Below are 20,341 nucleotides of genomic sequence, written 5' to 3' on the forward strand. Positions count from 1 at the left end.
TCGCGACTATAATTCAGCAATCAATATCAAAAATGAAGGTATACGCTTATTAGCGTTATCATAAGTAACAAAACTCTTGGAACAAGAGGGATAGCTCGGTCAGTTTTCGTTGGCTAGTAAAAGCAACGATAAGTCAAGAAGCCCCCACTTCAATTAGACCGCAAGGTCAATAAGTGGTGGGTAGTTCACTTCTGAAATCACGAACACACCTGCCATGCGAAACAAATTTTGCAATCATGAAACAGGAAAAATCATCTGAAAAATCGTAAACTATTACTCGAAGGGAGATGGAGCTATGGAAGACTATTTGATGTACTTGAATGGTGAATGGACGGGGGAAGGACTGCCAAAAATCAAAGTGGACAACCCTGCGTCCGGCGAAGTGATTGCGACGATTCCAAAAGGCGGGGAAAAGGAAGCTAAGCTCGCTGTTGACGCGGCGCATGCGGCTTTTCCGGCGTGGGCGGCGCTTTCTGCCTATGAACGAAGTGCCTACCTCCGCACGTGGTTTGAACTGATCCGTCAACATGAAAACGAGCTTGCCAGGACGATGACCATTGAACAGGGCAAGCCGCTCAAGGAAGCACTCGGGGAAATGCGTTACGCAAATGGCTTTATCGAGTGGTTTGCCGAAGAAGGAAAGCGTGTGTATGGCGAAACGATTCCGGCATCCGCTACCAATAAACGCCTGTTTGTCCATAAACAGCCGGTCGGCGTTGTCGCGGCAATTACCCCGTGGAATTTCCCGGCTGCCATGATTACCCGCAAAGTTGCACCTGCGCTTGCTGCCGGCTGCACCGTTGTCATCAAACCGGCAAAGCAGACACCGCTTACTGCCTTGAAGCTTGCTGAGCTTGCTGCAAAAGCCGGCATTCCGAAAGGCGTCATGAATGTGATAACCGGGAGTGCGAAGGAAATCGGGGACACGTGGCTTGCCGATGAGCGTGTCCGCAAACTTACTTTTACCGGATCGACCGAAATCGGGAAAGAGCTGATGCGCGGTTCAGCTGACACGGTGAAAAAAGTGTCGCTGGAACTTGGCGGGCATGCACCGGTTATCATCACGAAACATGCGGATCTCGATAAAGCTGCTGAGGGCACGGTCGCTGCAAAATTCCGCAACGCCGGCCAGACTTGTGTATGCTCGAACCGCATATATGTACAGGAAGAAGTGTATGAAGCTTTTACCAAGAAATTCACAGAAAAAGTGAAAGCGCTCCGTGTTGGGGACGGACTTGCAGAAGGCACGGATATCGGGCCGCTGATTGACCGGAATGCGGTTGAAAAAGTAGAACATCACGTCAAAGACGCGGTGGAAAAGGGAGCTACCGTGGAAACAGGCGGCAGCACGAAAGATGGGCTTTTCTTTGAACCAACTGTCATTTCCAATGTTACCGATGAGATGATATGCATGAAAGAAGAAACATTCGGGCCGCTTGCACCGGTAACGAAATTTACGGATATTGATGAAGCGATCCGGCGTGCCAATGATTCCATTTACGGTCTTGCTGCGTATGTATTTACGGAAAATATTTCGGAAGGCATTCAAATTGCAGAGGGGCTGGAGTATGGCATTGTCGGGCTGAACGATGGGCTTCCGTCCACGCCGCAGGCTCCATTCGGCGGTTTCAAGCAGAGCGGCCTCGGCAGGGAAGGCGGCCGTTACGGTATAGAAGAATTTTTGGAAGTCAAATATATTTCCCTCGGTTTATAAGTGCCTGGCCCGGCACACCGAAATAGGTGGGATCCCTAAATGGGGGTTCCGCTTTTTTGGTTCCAAACCGATTGCGGGAAGAGGACGAAATATTTCGGCAAAAAAGAATTAAACTTGGTTCCCAATGCCGGGAAGCCCACTAAGATCCGGGTAGTGCCCGTTAGTCTTTTAGAGTTCTTCGACAAGACAAAGGCCATCCCAACCACGGTTCAAGAAAACTTTAAAAAAAGATTCAGGCCTAGGTCCCAATGCCCCAGCCTCAGGACAAAGGGCATCCGGGCAGTGGCCGGTAAAAAGACAAAATGCAGCAAATTTCCCGGGAAAGCGTCCTTTATGGTAAAAAGAAGATAAAACAAACACGATGAGAGACAACTTGCAACAAAATTTTCGACACGTGGGCAATGAAAGACATATCGCAACAAACTCCCGCGCATTGGCTCCGCGGAAGATCAAATGTCCTGTTGGGGCGTCTTTCACTTGCAGGATGAAGCAAAGCCGGTGAAAATTTTGTATAGAAATGTTTTTCGACGCCATCATCATGACAAAAGACACCAAGTTTCCCCGGGAAATGATTTTTATAGAGGATTAAAAATGACAAATATTCGGAAATCATCATCCGAAAAAAACGCCTCTGCCGCAAGAGGGATAAAACAGCCGGCACGTATTTTCAGGACACCCATCCATGCTGCGGCGGGCGCGGCGACACCAGAGAACGAAAATGGGCAAACGCATATTTTCAAAATAGAAGCCTGCCGCATTGGATACGGAATGGGCAAAAGAATGAAAATAGGCCGGCACAATTTTTAGGGTAGGCCAAAGAACATTTCTTCACCAAACAAGCACTACAGCTACTCTCCAGGATTCAGACTGGGATTGCAAAGATTCGACCGGAATTCGGTTTTCTTCAGACAAAGGAAAGATTTCCGCGCAGATTCTCTCTCTGAATTGATCGAGCATTACAACAGTACGCATTTGTCTTTGCCCTTGATCCGTTTCGCATTTTGAAACCCGCTGATTTCTACATTTTTCAAGATAACATTTTTTGCACGGTACTGGATGGCGACAACAGGATTTCCCTTGAAATCGTAATCCGGGTCGCCAAGTGCTGTCAGTCCGTTAATGACAACGTTCCGGTAAGCGGAAACAACGAGGCTGCGCGGCGTTGAACCTTCATATAAATCCGTAAACACCGGCGCGATGGAAACAAGATTGGCCGCCACAATATGGTCCGCGCTTTTCGAATCGCTATCCTTACCTTTATGGTGACCGATATGCCGGAAATTGAAAGAACGGTTGTCGCGGACAGAAAGATGGCCGTAAAGGTGGACATGAGAAGCAGCCGAAGCATTGTGGTGGGCTTTGATCTCGACACCTCCGAAACAGCCGCTAGAAGCATTATTGTAAAGCCAGACATGGCGCGACCCGTCATCAATCTCAATGCCATTGGAGTTGGAAAACCCTTTTTTGTGGGCCTTTCCACTCGGGTTGTAACAGAAAGAATTTGAAATAAAGCAATAGTCGCTATGGTGGGTGGTAATGCCGTCATCACCGAATCCGCTTGCCGTAAGCCCGTCCAGCCAGATATAGCGGCTCCTTCCCGGGGCGAGAAAGCCGTCGCCCAAATAATGATACCGGGCAGACGATACATCAAAACCATGCAGGCCGGCCCCCGCCGCCTCCACATTTTTCACCCAGCCGAACGTGACGTGCGCAAAAGTCAGACAGCTTGAACGGTTATTTCCTGCTGCCGTTCTTTCCTCATTTCCGAGCCTTTCGACATTCCAGTCCAGCGTGAGCCCTTCCACTGATATATGGTGATTGCCGCGGTGGAAATGGGCGTTTTGGATAAGACGCGTTTTTTTCGGCGCATGCGGATGGAGTTTGATGACTGTTACGCCTTTTCCGCTGCCGCAAAGGCATGAAGGCAGCTTAAGCCCCTTTACAAGATAAACGCCTTCCGGTACGATCACTTTCACGCGGCCGTTTCCCAGTGCTTTTTGGAATGCCGCTGTGCAGTCGGTTTTTCCATCGCCGGCAGCCCCGAAATCTGCCACATTGACTGTACGGGATGCCACAGACAGCAGCCGGCTGTATTCTTGATCCAATATCGTTTTCCATTCCGGGTAGACAAGGCCGTTCTGATCTGCAAGGGTTTTATACGGTTCAACCGGATATCTCCGGTTCAGCAGCAGCCGTGAAAGGGAAAACGGTTTGTGAAATTCCGGCTGGCAGTATTTTTGAAAAAGCGCTTCATTTTCCTGGATTAGGGTACCCGGCTGGACTGCCCTGCGTGAAAGCTGGCGCAGCAGCATGCCGTTTGTCCGGGGGTCATGATGCTTATCCAAATGAATCATTTTTTCACCCCGCTTTGGCTTCATTCAGTCTCTGTCATTGGATATATGTAGTTTACCCCCGCAGGTTGGAAAACGCACTGAAAAAGGAAGACTCTTTTCTAAATCATTGTTGTTGGCATAAAAAAGATTGAATTTTATGTTAAAATCGAAGAAAAGGAAGGTGGAAGTCAATGAGCCTGCCAAAATGTTCTGATTGTAACCATCCATTTAAGTGGATTTATATCTTTAAGAGATTATGGAAGTTTGACCAAACCATAGAATGTCCAAATTGTAAAGCCAAGTTATATCCAAGTTTGAAGTTTCGAAATAAAGTTGGATATTTTTCCCTGCTTTGCTTTTTCATCTCATTTGGACTAATGATATTGGGCATTCCAAAAATTGCATTCATAACACTAATCATCATTATTTGGGCTTGTTTGATTCTTATGATGTCTTATGTTTATTCGTTTGATCATAAAGAAAGGCCTCTATGGTAAAAGGGAACGAATAGTTGTCGCCCTTTTAAATGGCTTCAAAAATCCAGGTGATGATGAAACGCGGAGCTGAGCCGGTACGCCGCAAGTTTAAAGGTGAATTGATGAACCGATTTGGTACAGAGTAAGATTTGAAAAAAAACACATGCAAGCAAAGATTGGAAACCATTTCATCAAATGAGAAAGAAAAAGGTGGCCCAAAACTACATGTAACACTTTTCGTGAAAATGGACCTTATTTTCTTTATCAGAATTTTTCGTTGACGAATAGCATAAGAAGGTATACAATAAACTTTAAGCTTATATGTTGTTATTTTCTTATCAAGAGAGGTGGAGGGAAGGGCCCTGTGAAGCCTCGGCAGCAGGTCCGAAAACGGGTACTGTGCCAATTCCTGCAGGTGGTGGCCTGAAAGATAAGAAGATTTCCCGGTAATGGATATCTTCTTACTTCAGGGTAAGAAGATTTTTGTCGTTTAATCCTTAGTAATCGAATAAGAAAGAAGGGAATAGAGTGGAGCAAACGCGGCTCACATATGAACAGTTTACGTCGGATCCGTTTGCAGTGTTCGTGCCGGAAGATGAAACAAAGGGCGCATTGGAAATTTTGCAGTGGGCATATGGCACGTACGGTAAATCAGTGGTATATGCGTGCAGCTTCGGCGCAGAAGGAATGGTGCTGATTGATCTCATTTCGAAAGTCAGAGAAGATGCGGATATCGTATTTTTGGATACGGACCTGCACTTTCCGCAAACTTACGAATTGATTGAAAAAGTGAAAAAGAAATATCCGGCTTTAAATATCCAAATGAAAAAACCGTCGCTTACGCTTGATGAACAGGCGGCGCAATACGGATCTGCCCTTTGGAAAAGGGATCCGGACCAATGCTGCTATATCCGGAAAATCAAGCCGCTTGAAGAAACGCTGCAGGGAGCGTCGGCCTGGATATCCGGCTTGCGGCGGGAGCAATCGCCGACAAGGGCGAAAACGAATTTTGTCAATAAAGATGAAAGGTTCCATTCGATTAAAATTTGCCCGCTGATTCATTGGACATGGGATGACGTTTGGAACTATATCAAGTCCCATCATCTTCCGTATAACGAATTGCATGACCAAGGATATCCGAGCATCGGCTGTTTCCCGTGCACACGTGCTGCTGGAAACAGCGACTCAAGAGCAGGAAGATGGGCGGGCTTTCATAAAACCGAATGCGGACTGCATACGGTTCAGAAAAAATAAGGCTGCCAGGTGGTGCTGCGGCAAAAACGGCCATCCCTTCTAAGCCGCTGCTACAGCCACTCCGGGAGAAGTGGGCGCATAAACCAAACCAACCAGTTATCCGATTAAGTTTAAAGCAGGTGAAGAAATGAGAAAAGTATATTTAGTCGGGGCAGGGCCCGGCGATCCGGAACTGATCACAGTGAAAGGATTGCGCATGATCCGGGAAGCGGATGTCATTTTATATGACCGCCTGGTGAATCCGGATCTGTTAAAAGAAGCAAGGCCGGATGCGGAACTCGTCTACTGCGGGAAAAAGCCGGACGCTCATACGATGTCGCAGGATACGATCAACCACCTGCTTGTGAAGTTTGCCAACCAAGGCAAAACTGTTGTCCGTTTAAAAGGCGGCGATCCGTTTATATTCGGCAGAGGCGGGGAGGAGGCGGAAGTACTGGTGCAAAAGCATATTCCGTTTGAAATCGTTCCGGGGATTACGGCCGGTTCCGCCGTGCCCACCTATGCCGGCATTCCGCTCACCCACCGCGGGCTCAGTACATCCGTTGCTTTTATCGCGGGCGTCACGAAAAAAGGCGAAGACCTTGATGCATACTGGTCCAAATATGCGGGAATTGATACACTTTGCATTTATATGGGCGTGAAAAATCTGCCGCTCATCTGTGCGCAACTGATAAAGCACGGCAAATCGCCGGACATGCCGGCTGCACTTATCCGCTGGGGCACGACGGAAAAACAGGAAACCGCGGTCGGCACGCTTGGAAATTTAAGTGAAAAGGCGGCCGGGCTGCGCAACCCATCGCTTTTGATCATCGGAGAAGTGGTAAAACTGCGCGATGAGTTGAAATGGTTTGAACAGCTTCCCGCTGCTCCGGCCTGTACCGGGTGAATGGGTATGAAACAAGGTGTTTTATATGTCAGCCACGGCAGCCGTGTGCCCGAAACCGCCCGGGAAGCAACAGCGGCAATCCGGCAAGCGATGGCACAGGTGGATGCGGATCTCCAGGAAATTTGTTATCTGGAAATTGCGGAACCGGATATTGCAGCAGGGATTGATGCGCTTGTCCGGGGCGGCGCAGGGCGTATCGCCGTTGTGCCGGTATTGCTGCTGAGTGCCGGGCATTATTATGAGGATATCCCGCGTGCGATCCGGGAAGCGAAACGACGTTATCCGCATATTGTGTTTACGTACGGCCGCCCGCTCGGCGTCGGGGACCGGATCACCGGAATTCTGGCGGAAAATATTTTGGAAACCGGCATGCCTCCGGGTGCCTGGATTCTGCTGGTCGGACGCGGCAGCCGCAATCCGGAAACACTGTGCGATTTTGCAAAAATTGCGGACGGGCTGCGCGTGCAACTGGGGGCAGAACAGATCAAAACGGCTTATTTGGCGGTGCTTGAGCCCCGTTTTGATGAGGCGCTGAAGGAGCTGGCCGTGGCCGGGCGCCCGGTGGTTGTGGCCCCATATCTTTGGTTCACCGGCGTGCTCGTCCGGTCGCTGGAAAAGAAAGTGGGCATGCTGCAGCGGGAAGGATATGATATCCGGCTGGCACGGTATCTCGGCTGTCACCCGGATATGGCGGACGCATTGGCCGGCCGGGCAAAGGAAGCGTTGGGTGCAGAGGCTTTTATTTGAGATTCCGAGACCTTTTTTGCCCCCGGAAAGCCTGGGGGAAGCCTGCGGCGTTTTCTATTGTGAACCCCTCCCTTATTTGGGGGAGATGCAGTTAAAAAATGCCTGGGTGCGGTGTTTCAATGTGCGTACCGGCACTTTTTTGGGCCCGATCAGCCTGAAAGATGCCCGCGGTCCGGCGCTCCATTGCGCATGCCGGCACTTGCCCGGTTCCGGCTCTCTAGGAAACGCTGGAAAGGGAGCGTACGGGCACATTCACGAAAATGGCAGGAAGCACGAGGCGTTTCTGCACCGGATAAACTGGAAAGGAGATCAGGAATGGTTTGGGTACCGGTTATGGTCAATTTAGACGGGAAGCAGGCTGTGGTCATCGGCGGCGGAAAAGTGGCGGCACGCAGATTCCGGCTCTTGCAGGAAGCGGGGGCATGCGTTACAGTCGTGAGCCCGCACCTGAACGATGAATTGCAGGTTTTGGCGCAACAACACGCGTTCATTTGGAAACAGAAAACATTCGAACCGGAAGACATCCGGGAGGCCGATGTGGTTGTTGCAGCGACAAATGATCCGGAGACAAACAGCCGGATTGTTGCCCATGCCCCGGCCCAAGCCCTCGTGAACGATGCCGGCCATGCGGGAAGCGGCAACCTTGCTTTTCCGGCGTTTTTCCAAAAGGGCAGGCTTTCTATCAGTGTCTCTACAGCCGGGGCAAGCCCGAAACTGGCTTCCCGCATTGTAAATGAATTATCCGGGCATTATGATACGAACTACGCCCAATATGTGGATTTTTTATACGAGTGCCGCCAGCTTCTGAAGCAGCCGCAGTTTTCTGCATCGGAAAAAAGCGAGTGGCTGGAAAAGCTGCTTGGAGAAGCATACCGCAAGCCTGAAAAACAGCAGGAAGCCTTGTCTTTCTTTCGCAGCCGCATGCAAGGGACTGCCCGCTGAAAAACGGATGAAGATTAGCGCCCATCTTTGGGAAATCAGCCGGTGTGCCCGGCGAAAAACTTGGCAAGCCCGTTTGCAACCCGGAATGGCTTCCGTTACAATAGGGTTAAAATTTTCACAAAAAGGAGTGTCGCCTTCATGTCATTGGAAGATGTCAAAGCTTATTTTAAGCAGTGGGACCGGGAAGAAGATGTGCTCGTCCTGCCGTCATCAAGCGCGACGGTTGAACTTGCAGCTGAGGCGCTGCACACGGAATCGGAACGGATTGCAAAAACGCTTGCGTTCAGGGGTACCGGTGGGGAAGAAGCCCTTCTTGTTGTCACCGCGGGAGATGCGAAAATCGACAATAAAAAATTCCGGCAAACATTCGGCGGGAAAGCGCGGATGCTGTCACCAGAAGAAACGCTCGAGCATACCGGCCATGCTGTCGGCGGCGTCTGCCCATTCGGTTTGAAAAAAGATTTGCCGGTCTATATGGACGTCTCACTCAAACGGTTCACGACTGTATTTCCGGCATGCGGGAGCGGCAACTCGGCAATTGAACTGACCTGCGAAGAATTGTATACATACGGGAAGGCCGAAAAATGGGTGGATGTCTGCAAAGGATGGGAACCGGCGGAAGATTACCAGCATGCAGCCGGGACCGGCGCCTTAACGGATCCGCAATAATCTGCTTGCCGCTTCAGACTTGCCTTTGAGACGGAAAGGGGTCCCGGGTACGTGCCGGAAAATGAAGCAAATTCATCATGGCTGCTGGCAATTGCCCGAAAACACGGGCATACTTGAAAAAGCGGGCGATCAGATTGCCGCCACGCCGGATAAACGCTGCACCAGTAAAGGAATGAAAATCAGTATCGCATTTTTTCAGGATAGAAAAGGAATGAACACCAGCCATCTCGATGTTTCGGGATAGAAGCCCGTGCGCGCCATCAAAGGATTGAAAAGGAACAAGCACCTGTCCGCCATGCCGCTTTTAAAACGGCTCCAACAGCAGAATGAAAGCATCCGGTGATAAATAAAAACGACGGGAGACACAATCGTGTTTTCCCGCCGTTTTTATGGGTTCATATAAGCTGCTTTGATTTAGTCATGGTATTTTTCAGCAATGGCGTTAGCGGCAACAATGGCATTGTACACATCATCAGGCGTAACCGGGAATGGTTCGTTGCCCATTGTGTCATCCTCGGCACAGGCATCTTCCGCCACTTTCCGCCATTCGGCTTCCACAAATTCTTCAACGCCGAGGTCCTTCAGTGTCAGCGGCAGGCCAACTGCTTTGATAAAGCGGATTACCGTTTCAAGCTCTTCTTTTGGCGCGTTTTCAAGAACGAGCTGTGCGAGCAGGCCGAATGTCACTTTTTCGCCGTGCTGTGCACGATGGAGGGCGGGGACAGCGGTCATGCCGTTATGGATGGCGTGTGCTGCGGCAAGGCCGCCGGATTCCGCCCCGACACCGCTCAAATAGATGGTCGCTTCAATGGTATCCTGCACTGCACGGGTTGGCACTTTGTTTTTCACGGCTTCCACTGCTTTTACGCCGTTTTCGAGAATCGTTTCGTAGCAAGTGCGGGCAATGGCCAGGCCGGTGAGGGATGGCTTCATTAAAACAAGGTTGTCGCCGTTTGCCGCGTAGCAGGCGCGCGCTTCAAAATAAGTGGCAAGCGCGTCCCCGATCCCGGCGGCGAAAAAGCGGACCGGTGCTGCAGCTAAAATTTCCGTGTCTGCGAGCACGACATCCGGATTGCTCGGCAGGAACAAGTAACGGTCAAAAGCGCCGTCTTCTTTGTAAAGAACGGCAAGGGCCGTGCACGGTGCGTCAGTGGAGGCAATCGTCGGAAAAATGACAACCGGAAGTTTTTCATAATAAGCGGTTGCTTTTGCGGTATCAAGCGTTTTTCCACCGCCGATGCCGACAATGACATTGGCGCCTGCTTCACGTGCAAGCCGGCGGTTACGGTCTACTTCTTCCTGGGTGATTTGATAATTGAACTGTTCGAAAGTTGCTTTCCCACCGCCTTCCCGGACAGATTTTCCGGCTTCTTCTTTTGCGCGGCCGAGGATGAATTCGTCGCAAATCACATAGGCATTGTCGCCCAAATCTTTTATGTACGCATATAAATTGGCAAGCAGGCCGTTCCCTACGATAAACTTTTTCGGCGATGTAACGGATTTTACAGGAATTTTCATAACATGTACTGCCTCCTAAACATTTTTTTCTTTCTACACTCTCATTATATTAAAAATGTAAGCGAAAACAAAGATAAAAGAAGTGAAAAGTATGTGTCAAGTTTTTCTCGATAAGGTTTAAATATCGGGATTCCAAGACACTCTTTTTGTACACTTTCGTATAGATTGATAACGGGGGTGTTGATGCGCGCGAAATTCACTCGCTTTCCGCGGGCGGCCGGCGAGCCTCCTCGCTCGTACCTCGCTGCGGGGTCTCTCCTGGCTCGCTTTTCCCGCAGGAGTCTCGTAAATTTCGCGCGCATCAACAATCAGTCCCCCACATACCAGGCTTAAAACGAAAGCTCTACTATTTTGCTTAAATGCCCCATTGCCGATGAACGGCTTGAATACAGGGAAACTGATCCGTGCTTTACGCCGATTGACGGGCGTACAGGCTGCTTGAATCGTTGAGACATCCTGATGGATTGTTGCAAGCTCCGTTGCTTTCTCGCGCTTCTTGAACGGTGTTTCAGATAGGTTTCCTGCAATGTCCCGTTAAGCATGCCCTGTTTCACCTTTACCATGGCTTCGGCGCCAGCTTTACTCCAATGCATCCCCCTTTTCTTCATTCTTCTCAAATACGTCCCCAACCCATTGTGTAAAAACTTTTTGCATCAGAATTTTAACCTGTTCTTCAAATTCAATAAGACTCTTTGTATCCTTTAATAATCCAGCAATTATTGATATAATATCCATGGGAAGACCTCTCTCTAGATGTTCATTTCATGGTGTACATTTAGATGATAGAGTGTCTTCCTATTTTTTTTCGACTCATCTGCCCCTGCGAGTAAAATTTTACACATACGAAGTGAAAAGAAGATCATCCGATGTTATAAAAAAACAAATAAATATGATGATTGAAAACGCGTTCAAAAACTTTTATAATATTGTTATATAACAGTGCTGGTTTTTAAACATCAAGGGGAAACAGGGAGAAAATGAAAATGGGAGGGGAGTCCATGAACGTGCCGTTGGTGTTGACGGAATTTCTGGATCGCGCGGTGCTTTTGTACGGCGGGAAAACAGCGGTGTATTGCGGGGACCGGGCGTTTACATACCGGGAGCTGAACGGCAGGGTGAACCAGCTGTCGTACGGGTTAAAAAATCTTGGCATTGAAAAAGGGGATCGGGTGGCCTATCTCGCGCCGAATACAGTGGAAATGCTGGAAGGCTTTTACGGGATTTTCCAGCTGGGGGCGGTGATGGTGCCGCTGAATATCCGGCTGACCCCGGAAGACTACCGGTTTATTTTAAATCACAGCGGATCGAAAGTATTGTTTGTGGACCAGGAGATGTACCATTTGATCGAGCCGGTAAAGGATGAGCTTGAAACGGTGGAGCAAATTATTATCCACTATAAAGAGGATGACTGTGCTGAAATTGATTATGACCGTTGGCTGGACAGATTTCCGCCTGAGCCGTTTCCGCGTGCCGGCCTCGATGAAAACGATGTGTGCAGCCTGCTTTATACGAGCGGGACAACCGGAAATCCTAAAGGCGTGATGCTTACCCACCGCAATAATTATTTGCATGCATTAAGCGCCATGCACCATTTGCGCGTTACGGACCGCGATGTCTATCTGCATGTGCTCCCGATGTTCCATGTAAACGGATGGGGTTCGCCGTTTTACTATACAGCAAACGGGGCGGCCCATGTATGCCTCCGCAAACCGTCGGCGGAAGCCATTTTCACGGAAATCATCAGGCATCATGTAACGGTGGTGCATATGGCGCCGACTGTGCTGAACAGCCTGTTGCAGTACAATGCGGAACACCATCCCGCCATTGAACAGGATGTGCGTGTTGTCATCGCCGGAGCTGCGCCGCCGCCTGCATTTGTAGAACGGGTGGAAAAAGAGCTTGGCTGGGAATTCATCCAGGTGTACGGCATGACGGAGTCCACACCGCTCACCCTTGTGTCTGTCATCCGTTCGCAGCTTGGCGGGCTGGATCATGATAAACAATTGCGGTTGCGGGCGAAAGCCGGGTTTCCGATGATCGGCAGTGATGTCCGGGTTTTACGGGAAAACGACGAAGAAGTGGCCCATGACGGAAAAGAAATCGGTGAGGTCACGGTAAGAGGGCATGGCGTTATGCACGGATACTGGAAAAACCCGGAAGAAACGATGAAAACGATCCGGAACGGGCGGCTCTATACAGGGGATATGGCGACCGTTGATGAATACGGCTATATCGATATCGTCGACCGTAAAAAAGACATTATTATCAGCGGCGGTGAGAATATATCCTCTATTGAAGTGGAAGGGGTGCTGTATGAACATCCGGATATCCTTGAAGCGGCGGTGATTGCTGTTCCGCATGAAAAATGGGGAGAGACCCCGCATGCATTTGTCGTCCTGAAGGCAGATGCGGCCGCCACTGAAGAAGATATCATCCGTTTTTCATGGGAAAGGCTTGCCCATTTCAAAGCCGTGACGGGTGTGACATTTGTGGAGGAACTGCCGAAAACGGCATCCGGAAAAATCCAGAAAGTCCGCCTGCGTAACGAATACTGGGAAAAGCTCGGAAAAACAGAGCGGTTCGTAAATTAACATGCCGGAAACAGATCCGGCAAAACGCAAGGCCGCTGAAAAGCACAGGACAGCGCGTGCCATTTCGGCGTAAAACAGCGGAAAGCATGCCGCATCCACGCCCCTTGCTTCAGCGATGAGGCGGGGGCGTTGGCGGACCCGCCATAAACGTTTCCGGCAGCTGCAGACGACAAATTTTAACCGAATTGCCCTTTCTTATCCTTTGACTGACGGTTTCTTTTGGACAGAAATACAGTATAATAGGATAAAAGACCTATATCAAAGGGGCAAATCCATTGAAAAATGGAGACGCAAAACTACAGGGGGCTTAAACAGTTTTTAATAACTTATAAAAAGTTATTAAAATTTTTGTTGACTTTATAATTTATTATCAAATGAATAAGGAGGGTAGTCGTTATAAGAAAACACGCAGCATTATAAAAAGTGAAAAGCAACTTTTAAAAGTTTCACGAAGAATAACGAATATTCGTCATAACTACATACATCAAATCACTTCTGAAATCGTAAACAGAAAACCAATGTTTATTGTTTTAGAAGATTTGAATGTAAAAGGTATGATGAAAAATAAACATTTAGCTGAATCTGTTCAACAACAATGTTTTCATGAATTTAGAAGACAAATTGAATACAAGTCGAATTGGAATAATATTCGCTTCATTTTGGCGGATAGATGGTTTCCAAGTTCTAAGTTGTGTTCTTGCTGCGGAAAACTTAAAAAAGACTTGAAGTTATCCGATAGAACTTTTGAATGCGGATGTGGAAATATTGTTGACCGAGATTATCAAGCGTCTATAAATCTTAAAAAATATGGTGAGAATGTTTTAGAATCTGTATTTTAACAATGCAAGTTAATGTAGACATGTACCGATTCGTTAGTCGGGAATTTACGACTTTGGAGTGTTACACCAAATGCAAGTAGCGATCTGTTTAATAGATAGACGTGAAAGCAGACACGATGAAGAAGTAAGGAAACATAAAAGTTGTAAGAAATTATAACTTTTTATAAGTTTTCTGTAACGGAACTTCCTGCCTATAACTGCGGACGAACCTCAAAACTTGCAAAACCACTAGGAGAGGCAGGGCGTACGTTTTGCGGCGGCACAATCCGCTTTCGGAGCAAAGCGGATTATGCCTTTTAGAAGTCCGCCGGTTTGCCCTGCCAGATTTTAAACGGCGTATACGTAATTTGCCATAAATGCATAAACCAGCCCGGCATCCGGCGGCTGTATGTTCAGCCGTTTTTCACATGCTTCCAGATACGGCTTGAGCGTGCTGTCTGCTTTTGCTTCCTCAAGCGTAAGGCTGCCCTGTACAAGGCGGATTGCCGCTTCTTTTACCGTGCCATCACCAGTTTGAAACAAAAGATATGCCAAGCAACTGTACCGATCCATTGTTCTGCCTCCCGGAACCTTTTTATCCCCTTTTTCGATAAAAGCGGCAAAAATTCCTGCAAATTCGCAAAAAAAGAAACAAAAAAGGCAAGACCGATGCGGCAGGCCTTGCCTTATGCTGCTATTTTAATCCGATATATTTTTTTGCGTTTCCATCCGGGGCACGAGGCGCATCCTTTCCGGGAGCAATGAAATGGCAATCGCAGCCAGAATCAGGGCGCCGCCGGCAAAGAAGCGGCCGTTCAGGCTTTCATGAAGCAAAAGCCAGCCGAGAAAAGAGCCGGTGACAGGCTGCAGAAACATAAAAAGTGACCCGCTGCCGGCTTCTACCATTTCAAGCCCTTTGTTCCACAGGAAGAAAGCGCCGGCTGTAGAGATGACACCGAGATACAAAATACCTGCCATTCCCCAAAAACCGCCCGATGATACAGGCCAGGCCATCATGGCTTCGCGGGCGGCAAAAGGCGTTGTAAACAGCAGCCCGAACAAAATGGCGTATGTTGTAATGGTTAACGAATCCATTTTCCAGGAAGCCACTTTTACATAAACGGACAGAAGTGCCCATGTGATCATCGCTCCAGCCAGAATCAGGCTGCCCCAAAAATAGGTTTGAAGATGGATGTCCCAGCCGATCACGATGACAACGCCCGCTGATGCGATAATCAGCGCCAGCATTTTACGTGCGGTCAGTTTTTCTTTTAAAATGAAGCGCGCGAATATCACGATAAAAACCGGAGAAGCGGACGTGATGATCGCGCCGGTATGGGCATCCGCTTTTTGCGTCCCGATAAACTGCATGGCAACGGATGCAAAATAGCCGACAAACCCGATCCAGGCAAGCAGCAGCCAGTCTTTTTTTGCAAGGCTTGCCTTTCCCTTTTTCTTTCTGCCGGCATGCAATAGCGCGTACAGTGCGGCAAAACCGATCATATACCGCAACCATAAAAGCGTAAGCGGCGGTACAAAGTTCAAGACATATTTACTGACCACATACATCCCGCCCCAGATGCCGGATGCAAGCGCGAGGCAAAGTGCGCCTGCCCATTTGTTTTTCACAGTCATCAACCTCCGTCTTTATTTTTTATCTAACAGCCAGACGGGGGTTTCGAAGCGGCTGTTCGTCCCCCGCATCAGGAACGAACAGGCTGGTCATTTTCAAACCGATCAAAATACAGACGCACAAACAGCACCTCCCACCACAATATTCTTAATTTTAACATATTTATTCTCCCACTGCGAATAAAATAAAAAAAATCATTAAAAAAGGGGAAGTTGGACGTGATTGTAAAACAGCGGGAATACCCCGCGCAAATCCGGGCGGGAGAGGCGCTGCTGGGGAGGCTGCCCGAAAGGCATCCGCTGTATGGGCAGATTGCTAGGGATGTAAAAAAGTGGGATGCAAAATATAAAAGGGAGAAGCGGGCAGACCGGTTTTTGGAGATTCTTCCGTCTGGCCAATTCTATGTTTACCATGCACTCCCCATAACAAACACATGCCTGGACGGGTTGATTCTCACACGAAATTTTGTGTTGATTACAGGCTACAATCATTTATCCGGCGCGATTTTTCCGGATCCGGCTTTTGCCCAGCTTATCCAGCAAAAAGGCGGGAAGGAAAAAGGCTGGCCGGAACCGTTTGCGTGCCTGCAAAAACAAAGAGAAATCTTGTGTACATGGGCCCGGATGCGGCATTTACCCGAATTGCCGCTGGAGTATTTGCTTGTCCTTTGCCATGAGGGGGCCGAGTTGAAAATGCCTGTTGTCAATTCAGCAGATGAATTGAGGATCTGCCCAGCAAGCCAGGCTGTTTATAAAGTGACAAAGATGCTGGAAACATACAGCCAGCTGGTCCTGGACGGCAAGCATTTTAAAAAATGGCACAAGCATTTGCTGGAATGCCGCAAAAATCCGGGGATCTGTCCGTGGCCGGTTGACCAAAGTGAAATGTATACGGGGGTCGGGTGTCCGCTGTGCCGCCGTTTTGAAATGGATTTTAACAATGGCGCGTGGCACTGCCAGGTTTGCGGGCATACCAGTAAAGATGCGCACCGTAAAGCGATAGAAGAGTTCTATTTGCTTTTTGGCCGGGATGCGCCAGATGAAGCGCTTTGTTCCTTTTTGCGCGTGGATGCACAAACAGCGGCACAAATCGTGCGCGAGGCAGCGCATTAGTCCGTAAACTGTGATGCCAGCCGGAGGACCGGCACTTTGCTTGAAGCCCGCCGGAAAAAGATCTTCATCGATTGCGAGGATCAAACATGATTGGGTATGTTGTTTCCCTCATTGTTTTTAATCTGACTGTTTTTTGTGCCAATAAGCGGCTTTCCCCGGGGCAGATCGTACAGATTTGGACGTTCATCATAGCTTTCCACCTGGTTTGTGATCTATATATCGACTACAAGTACCATGGCTACTGGTATTTTACAAAAGGGGTGGACTGGGAGAATCTCCCGGGTATGATTTGTTTACTTCCGCCTGTGAATATTTTGTATCTTAACTGGTTTCCGTTTGGAAAAAGATGGCCAAAAAAGATACTTTATATTGCTGTTTGGGAAGTGCTTATGCTGGGGTATGAGTGGATCACCCTGCTGCCGGCACCATGGGGCTATTTTCATTACGGATGGTGGGATTTCACCATTTCGGCGCTCGTAAATCCGTTCCTCCTGCTCATTGTGGCCGGGTTTTACAAATGGGTTGTCTGGCTGGAAAACAAAAAAACTGTACCTGCTGAGCAGCAGCTACAGTGAAACAGTCCGGTTTTTCTGCCGGAGATAATCGGTATGGTCATGGATGGCGGGGTCTTCTGTCTGGATGGTCGTATGGCGGATGCCGTATTTTTGTTCGAGCATCTGATTTACAGCTAAAATGACGCGCATCGGTTCAGATGAATGCTTGACAAAGACATGGGCGGTCAGCGAACAATGGTCGGAAGTAATGTTCCAAAGATGCATGTCATGGACGTCTTCAATGCCCTCAATTTGATACATATCTGTGCGGATCTGCTCTAAATCAAACCCTTCCGGCACGGTGTCCATCAGGATCAAATAGGAAGCGCGGACGATTTTGGCGCCGCCGTAAAAAATGACGCCGCCGATTGCGATGCTGATGAGCGGATCAAAGAAATTCATTCCCGTAAAATAAATGAGCAGGGCGGAAACAATCACGCCGGCCGAATTCAATAAGTCCCCGATAAAATGCCATAATGCGCTTTTGACATTTAAGTTTTCTTCTTCTTTTGTGCTCCGGTGCAGCACAATGGTGAGGATAATATTCACAACAAGCCCGGTCATGGCAATGAGAAACATCCACTTAAAATCAATGGGTTGCGGATGGACGAGGCGCTTAATCCCTTCAATGAAAATGCCGATTGAAATGCCCATGAGCGCAATCCCATTCAGGAACGATGCAACGATTTCAAACCGTAAATAGCCGAATGTATATTTGCGGTTTGGCGGGCGTGTCGCCATAAACAAAGCAAGCATGCTGAAGAGGAGCGCAATGACATCTGAAGCCATATGTGCCGAGTCGGAAAGCAAAGCAAGCGAATGCGAAACCAGGCCGCCGATCATTTCAACAAACGTGAAAAACAAGGTTAGGACAAGCGTTGCCCATAACGCTTTTTTTGATGCGGACTGGACTTTGACATGCGGAAGGTGGTGATAATCATATTCCGGCATCATCGCACACCTCTTCCTGAGTAAACTTATTTCACCTGTATTGTAGCACGAAGAAAGGAAAAAGAATAGCATTTATTCTCAATTAATATAAATTTTTTTGAATAATTGAGAATGGGAATCAATATAGATTAGGGATTATTGCTGTAAACAAAAAGAAATGGAATTATTTATAATGCTTATTATATGATAAAAAATCAAATGGGAGCCTGCCCCGAAAGAGAAAAAACCGCCAGGATCCTTTTCCCGGGCGGTTTTTGTGTGAAAGGCATGGACTGAAAAAGTTTCACGCGATTTCCCTTTACTCGACGGTTAAACTCTTCGCCAGGTTGCGCGGGCGGTCAACGTCATAGCCGCGTACGATGCCGGCATAATAAGCAAGCAGCTGCAGCGGGATGGCGGCCAGGACCGGCATGAGAAACGGGTGTGCTTCCGGAATGTAGAGCACTTCGTCCACAACGGCGCTCACTTCGTCATCTCCCGTCGTCGTAATCCCGACGACATATGCATCGCGTGCCTTTACTTCTTTAATATTGTTTATGGCCTTGTCGCGCAAATGTTCCTGGGTGGCAAGGGCAATGACCGGAACACCCGGCGTGATCAAAGCCATCGTGCCGTGTTTCATTTCTCCCGCCGCGTAGGCATCCGCATGGAGATAGGCGACTTCCTGGAGTTTGAGCGCCCCTTCAAGCGCCAGCACATAATCGAGCCCGCGGCCAATCAGGAATAGATGCTCCTGGTCGTTTGTGACCTGTGCAAACTGGTCGATGGCATCCTGCGTCATCACCAGGCATTTTTCCACGTCATCGGCGAGTGAATGAAGGGCATCAAGCAGGACAGGAATTTTATCCTTTCCAGGGCCGTTCAGTTTTTTCGTCAGCACAATCGTAAGCAAAATGAGTGCGGTGATCTGGGTGGTGTATGCTTTTGTCGCGGCGACCGCGAGTTCCGGACCGGCATGTGTATAAATGAGACAGTCCGATTTCCTTCCCAATGTGCTTTTCCAATAATTAGTAATTGCAATCACCGGTGCCCCGAATTTTTTCGCATTTTTCAAGGCCGAAATCGTATCCGCCGTTTCCCCCGACTGGCTCATCACAATGACAAGATGTTTTTCATTTAAATGGCCGTGTTCGCAGCTGAATTCAGACGAAATCGCCGCTTCGACTGGGATATCCAGCATCGTCTCCAAAATCTTTTTGCCGATCATGCCGGAGTGGTGCGAGGTGCCGCTGCCGACAATGGTAATTTTTTCAATATCGGTAAGCTGCTGTTCTTTGAAAAATTCCTCGACTTCCGGAATAATGACATCACCGGCCGCTAACCGGTTTTTTAACGTGCGTTTAATCGCTTCCGGCTGCTCCATGATTTCTTTTAACATGTAGTGGCCGTAATCCTGCAGGTTGAGTTCGTCTTGATTCCAGCGCACGGATGTCTTTTCCGGCAGAATTTTCTCCCCGGAAAGTGTCTTAATTTCCACTTTTGTCTGGGTCAAAATGGCCATTTCGCCGTTTTTAATCGGATAAATTTCCTTTGTATACGAAAGCAGCGCCGGGATATCCGAGGAGAGATACGTTTCCCCGCTGCCAAAGCCGATAATGAGTGGATTATCATAAGAAATGGCGATAATCTGGTTCGGGTGATCTTTTGCCATGATTGCAAGCGCAAACGCACCTTTTAATTGCGGAATGACGATCCGCACGGTTTCTTCAAAATTGCCGGTATCATAATGCGCGAGAAGATACGGAATGACTTCTGTGTCGGTGTCCGTTTGTAAACGATGCCCCTGCGCGATAAGAAATTTTTTTAATTGCTGGTAGTTTTCAATGATCCCGTTATGAACAACGTAGAAACGTGCTTCTTCATCGCATAACGGATGGGAATTTTCAACGGTCGGCATCCCGTGTGATGCCCACCTTGTGTGGCCGATCCCAAGGCATCCGGCGGGAATCGGTTCGAGCTGGAGGGAAGCTTCCAGATCTTCGACGCGCCCTTTTTCTTTGCGGACGCCGATGGTTTTCATATCGGAGACGGCAATGCCTGCTGAATCATAGCCCCGGTAATCCAGTTTTTTCAGGCAATCGAGCAGAACCGGCTGTGCCGAATGTCTGCCAATGTACCCAACGATTCCACTCATCTTCTTCAC

Annotated in this window: 20 protein-coding genes, 1 pseudogene and 2 riboswitches; of the genes and pseudogenes, 13 read left to right on the plus strand and 8 right to left on the minus strand. The window is 48.6% G+C overall.

Annotated elements, in window-relative coordinates; translation table 11 throughout:
• Nucleotides 1–295: 295 nt before the first annotated feature.
• Both IC21_RS15155 and IC21_RS15165 read left to right on the plus strand, forming a co-directional pair.
• Nucleotides 296–1,714, plus strand: coding sequence for an NAD-dependent succinate-semialdehyde dehydrogenase (locus IC21_RS15155; RefSeq protein ID WP_029142940.1), 1,419 nt, complete (start codon nt 296–298; stop codon nt 1,712–1,714).
• A gap of 477 nt (nt 1,715–2,191) precedes the next feature.
• Nucleotides 2,192–2,521 carry a hypothetical protein gene (locus tag IC21_RS15165; RefSeq protein WP_029142939.1) on the plus strand — a complete coding sequence of 110 codons (330 nt, stop codon included), beginning with the start codon at nt 2,192–2,194 and terminating at the stop codon, nt 2,519–2,521.
• A 149-nt stretch (nt 2,522–2,670) separates the two neighbouring features.
• Here the strand turns inward: IC21_RS15165 and IC21_RS15170 are convergent, their stop codons facing one another.
• Nucleotides 2,671–4,068, minus strand: coding sequence for a glycosyl hydrolase family 28-related protein (locus IC21_RS15170; protein WP_035181144.1), 1,398 nt, complete (start codon nt 4,066–4,068; stop codon nt 2,671–2,673).
• Nucleotides 4,069–4,238: 170 nt separating this feature from the next.
• Here IC21_RS15170 and IC21_RS15175 point away from each other — a divergent pair, with 170 nt between their 5' ends.
• From IC21_RS15175 to IC21_RS15210, 7 genes are all read left to right on the plus strand, one after another.
• Nucleotides 4,239–4,544, plus strand: coding sequence for a TIGR04104 family putative zinc finger protein (locus IC21_RS15175; protein WP_029142937.1), 306 nt, complete (start codon nt 4,239–4,241; stop codon nt 4,542–4,544).
• A gap of 311 nt (nt 4,545–4,855) precedes the next feature.
• A riboswitch (SAM riboswitch) is annotated at nt 4,856–4,960 on the plus strand.
• A 91-nt stretch (nt 4,961–5,051) separates the two neighbouring features.
• Nucleotides 5,052–5,777: a phosphoadenylyl-sulfate reductase gene (locus tag IC21_RS15180; protein WP_014096354.1), complete on the plus strand. Its 726-nt coding sequence runs from the start codon at nt 5,052–5,054 to the stop codon at nt 5,775–5,777.
• A 127-nt stretch (nt 5,778–5,904) separates the two neighbouring features.
• Complete coding sequence (gene cobA / locus IC21_RS15185; protein ID WP_013858202.1) at nt 5,905–6,663, plus strand: uroporphyrinogen-III C-methyltransferase; 759 nt, start codon at nt 5,905–5,907, stop codon at nt 6,661–6,663.
• Between the two features lie 6 nt (nt 6,664–6,669).
• On the plus strand, nt 6,670–7,410 hold the full coding sequence (locus IC21_RS15190; RefSeq protein WP_019720421.1) for a sirohydrochlorin chelatase: 741 nt from the start codon (nt 6,670–6,672) through the stop codon (nt 7,408–7,410).
• 315 nt (nt 7,411–7,725) lie between these two features.
• Nucleotides 7,726–8,352, plus strand: a complete 627-nt coding sequence (locus IC21_RS15200; RefSeq protein ID WP_029142935.1) for an NAD(P)-binding protein — start codon at nt 7,726–7,728, stop codon at nt 8,350–8,352.
• 138 nt (nt 8,353–8,490) lie between these two features.
• Nucleotides 8,491–9,021: a YbaK/EbsC family protein gene (locus IC21_RS15205; RefSeq protein WP_029142934.1), complete on the plus strand. Its 531-nt coding sequence runs from the start codon at nt 8,491–8,493 to the stop codon at nt 9,019–9,021.
• A gap of 61 nt (nt 9,022–9,082) precedes the next feature.
• Nucleotides 9,083–9,265 (plus strand): hypothetical protein, encoded by a 183-nt coding sequence (locus IC21_RS15210; RefSeq protein WP_017553199.1) that lies wholly within the window; start codon nt 9,083–9,085, stop codon nt 9,263–9,265.
• 170 nt (nt 9,266–9,435) lie between these two features.
• On the opposite strand, the gene IC21_RS15215 is transcribed toward IC21_RS15210, so the two are convergent.
• The 3 genes and pseudogenes from IC21_RS15215 to IC21_RS16835 form a co-directional block, all read right to left on the minus strand.
• On the minus strand, nt 9,436–10,539 hold the full coding sequence (locus IC21_RS15215) for a glycerol dehydrogenase (protein ID WP_029142933.1): 1,104 nt from the start codon (nt 10,537–10,539) through the stop codon (nt 9,436–9,438).
• Between the two features lie 329 nt (nt 10,540–10,868).
• Nucleotides 10,869–11,150 (minus strand): annotated as a pseudogene (locus tag IC21_RS16530) (ISLre2 family transposase); the annotation flags it as partial.
• Nucleotides 11,119–11,274, minus strand: a complete 156-nt coding sequence (locus tag IC21_RS16835; RefSeq protein ID WP_013860619.1) for a hypothetical protein — start codon at nt 11,272–11,274, stop codon at nt 11,119–11,121. The pseudogene IC21_RS16530 and the gene IC21_RS16835, both read right to left, overlap by 32 nt.
• 263 nt (nt 11,275–11,537) lie before the next feature.
• Between IC21_RS16835 and IC21_RS15225 the strand changes: the two genes are divergently transcribed.
• Complete coding sequence (locus IC21_RS15225) at nt 11,538–13,130, plus strand: long-chain-fatty-acid--CoA ligase (RefSeq protein ID WP_029143124.1); 1,593 nt, start codon at nt 11,538–11,540, stop codon at nt 13,128–13,130.
• Between the two features lie 255 nt (nt 13,131–13,385).
• Nucleotides 13,386–13,474, plus strand: a riboswitch (cyclic di-GMP riboswitch).
• 30 nt (nt 13,475–13,504) lie between these two features.
• Nucleotides 13,505–13,969, plus strand: coding sequence for an RNA-guided endonuclease InsQ/TnpB family protein (locus tag IC21_RS16535; RefSeq protein ID WP_234969547.1), 465 nt, complete (start codon nt 13,505–13,507; stop codon nt 13,967–13,969).
• Between the two features lie 327 nt (nt 13,970–14,296).
• Here the strand turns inward: IC21_RS16535 and IC21_RS15235 are convergent, their stop codons facing one another.
• Both IC21_RS15235 and IC21_RS15240 read right to left on the minus strand, forming a co-directional pair.
• The gene (locus IC21_RS15235) at nt 14,297–14,521 is read right to left on the minus strand and encodes a hypothetical protein (protein WP_013858209.1); all 225 of its coding nucleotides are present in this window, start codon (nt 14,519–14,521) and stop codon (nt 14,297–14,299) included.
• 126 nt (nt 14,522–14,647) lie between these two features.
• Entirely contained in the window at nt 14,648–15,577 is a 930-nt protein-coding gene (locus tag IC21_RS15240; protein WP_029142800.1) for a DMT family transporter, read from the minus strand.
• A 222-nt stretch (nt 15,578–15,799) separates the two neighbouring features.
• Between IC21_RS15240 and IC21_RS15245 the strand changes: the two genes are divergently transcribed.
• Nucleotides 15,800–16,693 (plus strand): NERD domain-containing protein, encoded by an 894-nt coding sequence (locus IC21_RS15245; RefSeq protein ID WP_019720416.1) that lies wholly within the window; start codon nt 15,800–15,802, stop codon nt 16,691–16,693.
• Between the two features lie 86 nt (nt 16,694–16,779).
• Entirely contained in the window at nt 16,780–17,268 is a 489-nt protein-coding gene (locus tag IC21_RS15250) for a hypothetical protein (protein ID WP_029142801.1), read from the plus strand.
• On the opposite strand, the gene IC21_RS15255 is transcribed toward IC21_RS15250, so the two are convergent.
• Entirely contained in the window at nt 17,260–18,201 is a 942-nt protein-coding gene (locus IC21_RS15255) for a cation diffusion facilitator family transporter (protein ID WP_029142802.1), read from the minus strand. The genes IC21_RS15250 and IC21_RS15255 overlap by 9 nt on opposite strands.
• 295 nt (nt 18,202–18,496) lie before the next feature.
• A complete protein-coding gene (gene glmS / locus IC21_RS15260; protein ID WP_029142803.1) occupies nt 18,497–20,332 on the minus strand; it encodes a glutamine--fructose-6-phosphate transaminase (isomerizing) in 1,836 nt (611 codons plus the stop codon).
• Nucleotides 20,333–20,341: the final 9 nt, after the last annotated feature.

It is taken from the genome of Heyndrickxia coagulans DSM 1 = ATCC 7050 (assembly GCF_000290615.1).
GTDB classification, from domain to species: Bacteria; Bacillota; Bacilli; order Bacillales; family Bacillaceae_C; genus Weizmannia; species Weizmannia coagulans.